Raw genomic sequence first — 11,036 nt, 5'->3', positions numbered from 1 at the left:
ATCGGTCCGCGCGTCAGCGACGCGCGCGGGTCGCTGAAACAGCCTTCGAGGATCGGGCGCTACACATCGTTCGGCGGCGCGACCTCGGGGCTGAGTGGTCGGTCTGCGTTCCGATCATGTGCGCAGGGGGTGTCCATGTCGGTCGGCGAATCGCCACCGTCCCGCGTCGTCGCGGGTGATCTCGATGCCTCGGTCGTGGACGACCTCGTGGTGGTRCCAGCACAGCAGGCAGCCGGTGCGCACGTCGGTCGAACCACCGTCGCGATGCCAGTGCTCGGTGTGGTGAACCTCTGACATGGCCGGCGGTGCGTCGCAGTCTGGGTACTGGCAGTGCTGGTCGCGGGCGATGATCGCCCGGCGTTTGGCACCGGTGTAGGTGCGTTCGGCGCGGCCGACGTTCAACACCTGCGACTGGGGTCCGAACACGACCCGGGTGATCGCCGAGTCACACACCAACCGGGCCAGCACGCTGTCCGGGATGGGACCGGTGCCGACCAGCTCCGCGACCGCGAACCGCTCGGTGTCCCCGTCGGCCGTGATGGGTAGCCGCGTTGCTGCAGCTGCACCGACCGGCGACGCCGTACCCGCCGGCGCGTCGTCGTCGCGACCGACCCCACGGGGCGCACCCGTGGCGCCCGGCCGTCCCCGGCCACCCGTCCCGCTCGTGCCACCCGTCGCGGGCGTCGCCAGTGGGCGCCGCCCTGGGGCGCGATCCAGGGCACGGTTCAAGGTCTCGAGGTCGACGACCGCGGTGATGTGGGGGCGGTGGGTGCCGGTGGCGCCGGTCAGGTCCCGGTCCAGGACCAGCCGGGTCAGGTTCACCAACGCGCCCGCGCGACGCCGCCCGGCCGGCTCCCCCGCACTGTCCGCAGACGTGGACATCATCGCGGACAGGGCCGCCTGCAACGCGTGGCCGTGCTCCGTGGTCAGGAATCCGCGCAGGTGGCACCCGTCCATCGTCTGGGCCAACGTCAGGAACTCACGGTCCGTCGCCTCCACGTACCCGCGGTCGTCCGCGGCCGGGTCCGCATGCGCCGCCCAGCGGCGAGCGAGGAGCTGGAACCGCGAGACCGGCAGCGCCTGCGCGAACTCCAGCAGGAACTGCTCCCCGCACTCGTCGGCGGGCGCCGCCAACGCCGCACGGCGGTCCTCGGTGTTCGCCACCGCCGCGATCGCGTGCGCCGCCTCCACCGGCACCGACCCGGCCACGGCCTCGCTCGCGGTGGCGGCCAGGTCGTCACGGAACGCCCGCCCGAGCGTCACGAGGCGCTTCGCTTGCCCGTGCGTGACCCGCCCCTGCGCCGCGACCCACGTCGTAATTGAGCGGGCACCCTCCAGCGACCACCAGGCATCCGCCTCCACCACCGGCACCACCCGCGCCGCGATCGCAGACAGTCGGCCCGCCACCGCCAACGCCTCCCGCACCACCTCCGCCGCCGCCTCGCCCTCCAGACGCCCCGCCGGGGTCGACGGATCCGACGCGACCGCCAACGCATCGACCGCCGACCTCAACACCGCCAGCGCGACCGCCGCCGGCGAGCCCACGCCCGTCGCCGGTGACCCGCCGACCGTCAGGGCTGGACCGGCCGGAACGGCTGACGCAGAGGCGGCATCGTCACCAATCTCGTCGATCGACACCGCGCGCCACCTCCTTTGCCCAGCCGGGGCGGACCCGAGAATCGGACCCAACAATCCCGCCACAAAGAAGTGTTCCAGGCACAACTGACATTCCCCGGCGCATTCGTTCGCTTGGTGAGACGAGAGTCGAATCCGCATTGCCGCAGGTCACAGCACCATCGAGCCGCCCACAGCCCCCAGATTGCAACCATTCATCCACAGGGCAATGGGCGCATTCGAAGAAAGGAGCGCCAGCACACCACTGAAAGTCCCAGCGCTTTTCGCGCGGCCGCCGACAGCGGCACATTTCGCGCACGTAGCCCACCGGCGGACGCCCGGCCACCGAGGTGAGAAAGGGGACGACCCGGCTCAGCGCCGACGCGGCCGCAACGGCGGGCTCGCCGTCCCCGCTCCGGCCGCGATGCCGGCCACGAGGTCCCGCACGGCGTCGACGGCCGACCACTGCGGCCGCCAGTCGAGCTCGCGCTCGGCACGGGAGGTGTCGAGCAGCGGCGCAGCCAGCGCCATGTCGAGCCAGCCGGGTCCGACCGGCACGGCCCGGGCGTGCCAGGCAGCGGCGAGCACCCCTCGCGCCTCGGAGACCGGGACGTCCCGGAGCCGTCCGCGCGCCACAACATCGGCGACCTCGGGACCGCGCAGGACGTCGGGTGCGGCGATGTTGAACGCTCCCCGCACGCGGCGGACCACTGCCTCGCGGTAGGCCTGGGCGGCGTCGTCGGCGTGGACCGCCTGGAGCCGCAGTCCCGTGGGCCACGGAAGCACAGGGAGCCGGCCGGCGATGGCGCGCTTCGGCGCCCAGGGACCCAGGAAGTACCGCGATATCTCGTGCCCGGCGGCTCGCTGGAACACCAGCGCGGGGCGTAGCCGGGCGATCGCGACGTCCGGGTAGCGTTCCTCGGCCTCGTCGAGGACGCGCTCGACGGCGGCCTTGTCCACGGAATAGGACGACGACCGCACGCCGTCGGTGGCCCAGCCCTCCCCGCGCGGGACGTCGTCGGGGGCGGGCGAGTAGGCGCCGACGCTGGAGGCCACGACGACGTGCGGCACCCCGGCCCGACGAGCCGCATCGACCACGTTCCGCGTCCCCGACACGTTGACGTCGTGGAGCCGCCGACGGTTGTGGCTCGGCTGGATGGCCCAGGCGAGGTGGACGACGGCGTCAGCCCCGAGGAACGCGGGCTCGAGAACGTCGACGGCGGTGGGCGCCGCGACGTCGCACTCGACCCACGACGCGACGCTGTAGGGGGTCGGAGCGGGCCAGCGCGGGATCCGTCGCGCGACGGCGACCACCGAGGTCACCGTCCCGTCGTCGACGAACCGCCGCAACAGTGCCGTGCCGACGTTGCCGCTGGCACCGACCACGACGACCCTCATGCGCACACGCTCGCAGCACAGCGGACGCGGCGCATCTGGGGAACCGTGTCAGCCGCCCGGGAGGACGTCGACGACGTCGCTCGGGCCCAGCGGGCTCGCGTCGTCGGAGCGCACGCCGTCGACCACGAAAGAGCACCCACCGATGAGCTGGGCGAGCTCGCCGCCGTGCCGGATGAGGACCTGCGCGCGCAGCTCACCGACCGTCGAGGCGGGAACCTGCTCGGCGGCGGTGCCGGCGGCCTCGGCGGCGGCCGCCACGTACCGGACGAGCGCCATGGCCCCATGCTGCCACCGGACCCACCGTCCGGACAGGCACCCGTCAGAAGAGCAGGTGCTCCCGCGGCCGCCCCTTGGCCTCAAGCCCGAGCAGGAACCGCTTGGCGTCCAGGCCGGCCGCGAAGCCGGTGAGCGATCCGTCGGCGCCGATGACCCGGTGGCATGGCACGACGATCGCGATCCGGTTGCGGCCGTTGGCCGCCCCGACGGCGCGGGACGACGTCCGCGGGTCCAGCCCGATCTCCGCGGCGAGGTCGCCGTACGACCGCGTCTGCCCGTACGGGATGCGCAGCAGTCCCTCCCACACGCGGCACTGGAACGTGGTGCCGACGAAGTGCAGCGGGAGGTCGAACTCGGTGCGCGTGCCGGCGAAGTACTCGTCCAGCTGCTCGCGGACGTGGTCGAACTCGTCGTCCGCCCGCTCGCCGAACGGACCCTGCGCGGCCTCGTACTTCGAGCTCGGAAGCAGCAGCGCGCTGAGGCCGCCGTCGTGGGCGACGAGCGTGATCGGACCGAGCGGCGAGGGCACGACGGTGTGCACCACGCGCACCTCGTCGAGAACCCCGACACCCGACGTGAGCTCCCCCTGGATCGTCATGGTCGACATCATTCCCCCACCCACTGACAACGCCCGCCCGTCGTGCGTCTCCTGAGGGAAGACGCACGACGGACGGGCGATGTGAGGTGCGAGATCAGTCGGCGCTGCGCAGCAGGGTGCGGACGCCGACCGCCAGCCCGACCGCGGCCGTGAGCACCGCGGCGAGCCATCCGGCCGCGACGACGCTGCTGGTCAGGTCGCCGGCGAACAGCGCCCGCTCGGCCTCGACCACCCACCGCAGCGGGTCGAACGCGGAGGCCACCTTCATCCACTGCGGACCGGTCTCCAGCGGCAGGAGCATCCCGGACAGGATGAGCAGCGGGAACAGCACGGTCTGCTGCACGGCCCAGAACATCCACTCCTGCTTGCGCACGGCGATCGCCAGCGCGTAGCTCAACGACCCCAGCCCGACACCGAGCACCGCCAGCATCGCGAGCCCGAGCAGGGCCCCGGCGGGGTCGGCGCGGAAGCCGAACGGCAGCATCACGACGATGACGATGACCGCCTGGGCCACCAGCGGCACCATCTCCTTCAGGGACCGGCCCACCAGCTGCGCGGAGCGGGATAGCGGCGTCACCAGCAGCCGCTCGTGCGCGCCGGTCTGCATCTCGAACTGCAGGTTGGCGCCGGTGGTCGAGGTGCCGAACAGCGTGGTCATCACGAGGACCGACGGGACGAACCACTGCCAGACCTCGGCGGAGCTCAGACCGTCCGATGTGCCGACCAGCAGCGGGCCGAACAACCCCAGGAACACCAGCGGCTGGACCAGGCCGAACACGACCGAGAACGGCTCACGGACCACGGGCCGCAGCTCACGGGTCATGACGAGCCCGACGTCGGCGAGCCACGACCGCCGGACGGGCGTCACGGTGTTCACGGGCGGGGTGAGGGTCAGGGTGCTCATGCTGCGACCTCCTCGGTAGCGGTGCTGGTCTCGCGCAGGCTGCGGCCCGTCAGGGCCAGGAACACGTCGTCGAGCGTCGGCCGCACGGCGACGGCCTCGAGCAGCGGTGCACCCACCTCGGACGCCGCGAGCACGAGCGACGGGACGGCGGCGCCCGCGTCGGCGACCCGCGCCTCGACCCGCGCTCCGTCGACGGTCACGTCGCGGGCGCCGGGCAGCGCCTCGACGATCGTGGCCACCCGCGCCGCGGTCCCGTCGAGCGCGACGGTCAGCACCACCCGGTCCCCCGCGAGGATCCTCTTGAGCCCGTCGGCGGTGTCGTCGGCGATGACCTGGCCGTGGTCGACGACGACGACTCGCTCGGCCATCGTGTCGGCCTCGTCCAGGTAGTGGGTGGTGAGCACGATCGTCATGTCGTGCTCGGCGCGCAGCCGCAGGATGTGGTCCCAGAGGTTCGCTCGGTTCTGCGGGTCGAGCCCGGTCGACGGCTCGTCGAGGAACAGCAGCGAGGGCGCGTGCACGAGGCCGAGCGCCACATCGAGCCGCCGCCGCTGCCCGCCGGAGAGGTCCGACACCTTGCGCCGCGCCAACGACGTCAGGTCCAGCGCGTCCAGCAGCTCGCCGGTCCGCCGCCTGGCCGACGCGCGGTCGAGCCCGTACACCTGACCCTGCATCGTGAGCTCGTCGGCGGCGCGCTGCTGGTGGCCGGCGCCGTTGCCCTGCCCGACGTAGCCGATGTGCCGCCGGACCGTGGTCGGGTCGGCGACGACGTCCACGCCCGCGACGGTCGCCGTCCCGGACGTCGGGCGGACGAGCGTGGTGAGCATGCGCATGGTCGTGGTCTTGCCCGCACCGTTCGGCCCGAGCACGGCGACGAGCTCGCCGGGCGCGATGTCGAGGTCGATCCCGCGCACGGCGTGCACGGTCTCGGTGCGGCTCACCACGAAGTCCTTGGTGAGTCCTCGCGTCTGGATCATGGGTTCTCCCTCGTGAGTGGGTACGCGACCAGCCTTCTCGGCGTAGCGGTCAGGTCCTGGCCGCTACCCGATGCGATCCTGGAGACATGTCGACGCCGTCCTCCCGCCTCCTCGCGCTGCTGTCTCTCCTTCAGGCGCGCCGCGACTGGCCGGGCGGCGTGCTGGCGGACCGGCTCGGCGTCAGCCCTCGCACGGTGCGCCGCGACGTCGACCGGCTGCGCGAGCTCGGCTACCCCGTCCACGCGTCCAAGGGACCCGACGGCGGCTACCGGCTCGACGCGGGCACCCAGATGCCGCCGCTGCTCCTCGACGACGAGCAGGCCGTCGCGCTCGTCGTCGCCCTGCAGACCGCGTCGACCGGAGTCGCGGGGGTCGACGAGGCGGCCGTGCGTGCGCTCGCGACGCTCCGCCAGGTGATGCCCGCACGGCTGCGCACAGCGGCCGACGCCCTGCAGGTGACGGCCGTCTCGCGCGGCGGCAACCGGCCGCAGGTCGACCAGGAGGTCCTGCTGGTCGTCGGCTCCGCCGTGCGCGCACGGGAGGTCCTGCGGTTCGACTACGCCGGGGGGAGCGGCACCGACCTCCCGCGCCGCGCCGAGGCCCACCACCTGGTCACCTGGGGCGGCCGCTGGTACCTCGTCGGCTACGACCTGGAGCGCGGCGACTGGCGCACGTTCCGCGTGGACCGCATGACGCCCAAGACCGGCTCAGGCCCGCGCTTCGCGCCCCGGGAGCTGCCCGCGCCGGACGTCGCCGCCTTCGTCGCCGAGCAGTTCAGCGGTCGCGACCCGTGGCCGTGCCGGGGCGAGGCCGAGGTCGACATGGCGGCGGCCGAGGTCGCTCGCTGGGCCGGCCGCGGCGCCGTGGTCGAGGCGGTCGCCGACGACCGCAGCCGCGTGGTCCTGCGCGCCTGGTCGTGGGACGGCGTCGCCGCGACGTTCGCCATGTTCGGCGTGCCGCTGCGGGTGGTCGGGCCGCCCGAGCTGGCCGACGCGATGCACCGCCTGGCCGCCCGGGTGACGGCCGCGGTCACGGCGTGAGCAGCGCGGGGTGGCGGGGGTCGTCCACGTGCACGACGACGTCGGCCATCTGCGTCGGCAGCATCTCGTCGTCGTAGCGGGCGAACGCGGGGAGCACCCAGCGGTCCGCCTCGGGCGTGCGGCGCTCGAGGGTGGCCGGGCGCACGGTGAGGTGCACGGCGAGCTCGTGGTCGAGCCACCGCCCCAGCAGCAGGCTGCCGTCCAGCAGCAGGACCGCCCCGTCGGGCGCCTGCGCGTACGGCGCGCGGGTGGCGCGGTCGGTCGTCGCGTCCCAGAGCGTCGGCAGGTAGCGGCCGGTGGCGACGAACGGGTCGAGCACCTCGCGGCCGAGCGCCCGCAGGTCGAGCCGGTCTTCCGGGTAGGCGTCGGCGTCGTCCCTGCCGTGCTCGAACCGCACCGAGGCGGGCCGCAAGAAGTCGTCCGCGTGCACCAGAGCCACCGGCCGCCCGGCCGCGCGCAGGGGCTCGACGAGGGCGTCCGCCAGCTCACCCGGCCGCGTCGGCGGCGCGCCGTCGACCAGCACGCGGACCCGGCCGGGCCGCTGCGCGACGAGCCGGACCAGTTGGTCGACGAGGGCGTCGGTGGTGACGGGCTGGATCGGGCTCAGGGCTGCCGGCCCTCGCCGTGGTCCTCGGCGGTCTGCTCCCGCTCGTCGATGACCTCCTGGCCCGGTCCGGAGAAGTTCCGCGACCGCTCCAGGGCCTCGATGCTGCCGGTGAACAGCCGGGCATCCTGCCCGCTCGTTCGGATGGTCTGCGTGTCGTCCGACGACCATGCGCCGGGCACCGGGAGCGTCGGCGTCGGCGCCGTCTCGGGCCGGGCACGCCGGCCGGTGGCCGGCGCCGGCGACGACCCCTCCCACCGCGTCTTGGGCAGCGCCTGCGGCGCCTCCCGCTGCAGCCAGCCGACCAGCCCCTCGCGCACGTAGCAGCGCAGGTCGAAGAGGGTGGGGGCGTCGACGGCGCTGGCCAGGGCCCGCACGCGCACGACCCCGCCGATCGCGTCGGTGACCTGCAGGATGCCCACCCGGCGGTCCCACAGGTCGGTGTCCTGCAGCAGCCGGTTGAGCTCGGCGCGCATCGGCTCGACGGGCACCTCCCAGTCCACGTCGAGCTCGACGGTGCCCAGCAGGTCGGCCGCGCGGCGGGTCCAGTTCTCGAACGGCGTCGTCGTGAAGTACGTGGACGGCAGGATCAGGCGGCGGTCGTCCCAGATGTGCACGACGACGTACGTCAGCGTGATCTCCTCGATCCGCCCCCACTGCTGGTTGACGACGACCACGTCGTCCACCCGGATCGCGTCGGTGAACGCCAGCTGCATCCCGGCGAAGACGTTGGCCAGCGAGCTCTGCGCCGCCAGGCCGGCCACGATCGAGATGAGCCCGGCGGACGCCAGCAAGCTCGCGCCGAGCGCCCGCGCCGACGGGAACGTCAGCAGGATCGCGGCGATCGCGCAGAGCACGAGCACGGCCACCGTGAGGCGCCGCAGCACCTGGACCTGGGTGCGGATCCGGCGCGCGTGGCGGTTGTCGGCGACGTCGATGCGGTAGCGCTGCAGCGCAGCGTCCTCGAGCACGAACGCGAGGCTGCCGATGAGCCACGCCATGGTGATGATGAACGCGATGAGCAGCACGTGCTCGGTGGTGCGCGTCCAGTCGGCCGGATCCGTGCTCAGCCGCAGCGCGATCCACACGGCGACCACCAGCAGGACCGCCCGCATCGGCTTGCGCGAGCGCCGGGTCAGGTCGGCCGCGACGGCGGACTTGCGCGCGACGCGCCGGACCAGCACGGCGATGAACGTGGCCGTGAGGTAGGCGATGACGACGGCGGCGAGGATCGAGACGGTAGGGACGACGAAGCCCTGGACCTCGTGCGAGACGGTGTCGTCGGTGGTCGCGAAGGGCAGGAGCACGATGCCAGCGTACGTAGGTGCGCCCCGTCCCCGTTTCTCGGGGACGGGGCGCAACGGAGAGGCGTCTCGCCGGCACGAGGCTTGGCGCACTCCCTGAACCCTGACGGGCGGTCCGGCTCTCGCCGTGACCCTCGGCAACGCGGCCCGGATTGCAGCCCGGCTGGTCGCCCCGGTCACCCGGTGCGATCAGCTGCCTTCAGTTCTAGCACTGTCACGGGAATGGCGCATCCTTTCCATGTATCGATCTTGTGTTGGTAAAGCCACCGGCCGGTACGGTCGGAAGGATTCGACCCCGGAGGGCACCATCGCCAGAACTCTCGTCGTGCGGCGACCGTTCGACCCCGCGCCTGCCCTCGCCTCGCTGGTCGCCCACGCGGTGCCCGGCGTGGAGGCGGTGGACGGCAGCACCGTGCGGCGCGTCGTCGGCGGCGCCGTCGTCACGGCGACCCTGGCGCAGGACCGCATCGATCTGACGTCCTCCCACGGCGCGGGCCCCGACCTCCGGGCGCTCGCGGACGCCTGGTTCGGGCTGGCCGACGACCTCGACGCGGTGCGCGACGCGTTCGCGCACGACGAGGTCCTGGCACCGCTCGTGCGCGCGCGACCCGACCTGCGCATCCTCGGCCACCCCGACGGGTTCGAGGCCGCCGTCACGACGGTGCTCGGTCAGCAGGTCTCGCTCGCCGCCGCGCGCACGTTCGGCGGCCGGCTCGCCGCGGCCTACGGCACGCCGGGCCCGGACGGGCTGACGGTGTACCCCTCCCCCGCCACGCTCGCGGCCGTCGACCAGGTCGAGCTGCAGGCCGTCGTCCGCATCACCCACTCCCGCGCCCGCACGCTGCACGCGCTCGCGCAGGCGTGCGCCGACGGGCTCGTGCTCGCCCCGGGCACCCCCGACGTCCGAGCACGCCTGCTCGCGCTGCCAGGAATCGGCCCGTGGACGGCCGACTACCTCGCGCTGCGCGTGCTCGGGGATCGCGACGCCATGCCCGTCGGGGACCTCGTGCTGCGCCGGGCGCTGGGCGTCGGGACCGATCGCGACGTCACCCGGTTGGCCGAGCCGTGGCGCCCGTGGCGGGCCTTCGCCGCGGTGCACCTGTGGACCGCGACGGCATACACCCTCTGAGCAGGCACAACGCGCTGCGGTGACGGCTCGGTCACGATTCGGTGCCACGCATGGCGACGCCGTCACAGTTCAGTCACAGCGAACCCGCAGCAACGCCGCCGGCCCTACGGTCACGGCCATGAACCCGACGACGAGCCGCCCCGCCCCGACCGTCCGCGCCCGCACCGCCCGCCTGGCGGTCGTCGGCGTCATCGCACTCAGCGCCACGCTGAGCGCCTGCTCCGCCGGCGACAGCGGGTCGGACGCCGCCGACTCCGGCTTCTCCGAGAGCCAGGCCGACGGCGGAGCCGTCGGCGCCGACCAGGGCGGCGGCGGCACCGACACCGCGGTCGAGCAGGGCACCGAGGGAGGTGACACCTCGGCCGCGCCCGCCGCGAGCGCCGTCGACGCCAACCGGAAGGTGATCCAGACCGGCGACGTCGCGATGTCGGTGAAGAACCCCCAGGCCGCCGCGGACGCCATCGTGCAGCTCACCGAGGACGCCGGCGGTCGGGTCGACGCCCGCTCCGAGCAGGCCCAGACGGACACCGAGGTGGGCCGCGCCGCGCTCACCATCCGGCTCCCCGCCGCGGCCGTCACACCGACGCTCATCGCCCTGCGGGACCTCGGCGACGTCGACACGGTGGACCTCTCCAAGAAGGACGTCACCTCCGCCGCGCTGGACCTCGACGCCCGCATCCACGCGATGCAGCTGTCCGTCGGCCGGATGGAGAACCTGCTGGCCACCGCGACCACCCACGACGACATCGTCACGGCGGAGAACGCCCTGACCGAGCGGGAGACCAGCCTCGAGTCGCTCCTGTCGCAGCGGTCCGCGCTCACCGAGCAGGTGCAGCTCTCGACCATCCGCGTCGCGCTCGTCGGACCCGACCTGCCGCCCTACGTCGAGCCCCCCGCCCCGCCCGTGGAACCGACCGGCCCGCAGTCGTTCCTCGAGGGCCTCGCCACCGGCTGGGGGTCGCTGGTCGAGCTGGTCTCGGGCATCGTCATCGTGGTCGGCGTCCTGATCCCGTGGCTCGCCTTCGGCGGAGCGATCGCCGCGGGCGTCGTGGCCGTGGTTCGCTGGTCCCGCAAGTTCCGCACACCGGCGACCGTACGGCCCCTCGCGGCGGGACCCGGATACCCGTTCGACCCGCCCGTGGGTCCCCCGGCGGCGCGCCCCGTGGACCCTGACGAGCGCTGAGAGGTCGCT

The 11,036-nt window shown here is 73.7% G+C and carries 11 protein-coding genes; 3 read left to right on the top strand and 8 right to left on the bottom strand.

Translation table 11 applies throughout. The features are described from left to right. Positions 1-114: 114 nt before the first annotated feature. From AC1DYZ_RS08815 to AC1DYZ_RS08790, 6 genes are all read right to left on the bottom strand, one after another. Positions 115-1,638 (bottom strand): HNH endonuclease signature motif containing protein, encoded by a 1,524-nt coding sequence (locus AC1DYZ_RS08815; protein WP_477064829.1) that lies wholly within the window; start codon positions 1,636-1,638, stop codon positions 115-117. Between the two features lie 348 nt (positions 1,639-1,986). Then, positions 1,987-3,012: an NAD-dependent epimerase/dehydratase family protein gene (locus AC1DYZ_RS08810; RefSeq protein WP_477064828.1), complete on the bottom strand. Its 1,026-nt coding sequence runs from the start codon at positions 3,010-3,012 to the stop codon at positions 1,987-1,989. A gap of 48 nt (positions 3,013-3,060) precedes the next feature. Next, a complete protein-coding gene (locus AC1DYZ_RS08805; protein WP_456825981.1) occupies positions 3,061-3,288 on the bottom strand; it encodes a MoaD/ThiS family protein in 228 nt (75 codons plus the stop codon). A 43-nt stretch (positions 3,289-3,331) separates the two neighbouring features. Continuing rightward, complete coding sequence (locus tag AC1DYZ_RS08800; protein ID WP_477064827.1) at positions 3,332-3,886, bottom strand: methylated-DNA--[protein]-cysteine S-methyltransferase; 555 nt, start codon at positions 3,884-3,886, stop codon at positions 3,332-3,334. Positions 3,887-3,980: 94 nt separating this feature from the next. Next, on the bottom strand, positions 3,981-4,790 hold the full coding sequence (locus AC1DYZ_RS08795; protein ID WP_477064826.1) for an ABC transporter permease: 810 nt from the start codon (positions 4,788-4,790) through the stop codon (positions 3,981-3,983). Continuing rightward, positions 4,787-5,767: an ATP-binding cassette domain-containing protein gene (locus AC1DYZ_RS08790; protein WP_477064825.1), complete on the bottom strand. Its 981-nt coding sequence runs from the start codon at positions 5,765-5,767 to the stop codon at positions 4,787-4,789. The genes AC1DYZ_RS08795 and AC1DYZ_RS08790 overlap by 4 nt, the downstream gene beginning before the upstream one ends. 86 nt (positions 5,768-5,853) lie before the next feature. Between AC1DYZ_RS08790 and AC1DYZ_RS08785 the strand changes: the two genes are divergently transcribed. Beyond that, entirely contained in the window at positions 5,854-6,807 is a 954-nt protein-coding gene (locus AC1DYZ_RS08785; RefSeq protein WP_477064824.1) for a helix-turn-helix transcriptional regulator, read from the top strand. Here AC1DYZ_RS08785 and AC1DYZ_RS08780 read toward each other — a convergent pair. Then, on the bottom strand, positions 6,797-7,330 hold the full coding sequence (locus AC1DYZ_RS08780; protein WP_477064823.1) for a nucleoside/nucleotide kinase family protein: 534 nt from the start codon (positions 7,328-7,330) through the stop codon (positions 6,797-6,799). The genes AC1DYZ_RS08785 and AC1DYZ_RS08780 overlap by 11 nt on opposite strands. An 80-nt stretch (positions 7,331-7,410) precedes the next feature. Further along, positions 7,411-8,718: a mechanosensitive ion channel family protein gene (locus AC1DYZ_RS08775; RefSeq protein WP_477064822.1), complete on the bottom strand. Its 1,308-nt coding sequence runs from the start codon at positions 8,716-8,718 to the stop codon at positions 7,411-7,413. 322 nt (positions 8,719-9,040) lie between these two features. On the opposite strand from AC1DYZ_RS08775, the gene AC1DYZ_RS08770 reads away from it, so the two are divergent. After that, positions 9,041-9,844 (top strand): DNA-3-methyladenine glycosylase 2, encoded by an 804-nt coding sequence (locus AC1DYZ_RS08770; RefSeq protein WP_477064821.1) that lies wholly within the window; start codon positions 9,041-9,043, stop codon positions 9,842-9,844. A 118-nt stretch (positions 9,845-9,962) separates the two neighbouring features. Then, on the top strand, positions 9,963-11,027 hold the full coding sequence (locus AC1DYZ_RS08765) for a DUF4349 domain-containing protein (protein WP_477064820.1): 1,065 nt from the start codon (positions 9,963-9,965) through the stop codon (positions 11,025-11,027). Positions 11,028-11,036 lie beyond the last annotated feature (9 nt).

This window comes from Cellulomonas sp. P1_C4 (assembly GCF_056406355.1).
The sequence above is the reverse complement of the archived record's forward strand: the minus strand, read 5'-3'. Positions and strand labels throughout refer to the sequence as shown.

Coding starts and splice junctions, on each gene's coding strand:
- AC1DYZ_RS08810 (WP_477064828.1), bottom strand. CDS start 3,012: ATGAGGGTCGTCGTGGTCGGTGCCAGCGGCAACGTCGGCACGGCACTG.
- AC1DYZ_RS08805 (WP_456825981.1), bottom strand. CDS start 3,288: ATGGCGCTCGTCCGGTACGTGGCGGCCGCCGCCGAGGCCGCCGGCACC.
- AC1DYZ_RS08800 (WP_477064827.1), bottom strand. CDS start 3,886: ATGACGATCCAGGGGGAGCTCACGTCGGGTGTCGGGGTTCTCGACGAG.
- AC1DYZ_RS08795 (WP_477064826.1), bottom strand. CDS start 4,790: ATGAGCACCCTGACCCTCACCCCGCCCGTGAACACCGTGACGCCCGTC.
- AC1DYZ_RS08790 (WP_477064825.1), bottom strand. CDS start 5,767: ATGATCCAGACGCGAGGACTCACCAAGGACTTCGTGGTGAGCCGCACC.
- AC1DYZ_RS08785 (WP_477064824.1), top strand. CDS start 5,854: ATGTCGACGCCGTCCTCCCGCCTCCTCGCGCTGCTGTCTCTCCTTCAG.
- AC1DYZ_RS08765 (WP_477064820.1), top strand. CDS start 9,963: ATGAACCCGACGACGAGCCGCCCCGCCCCGACCGTCCGCGCCCGCACC.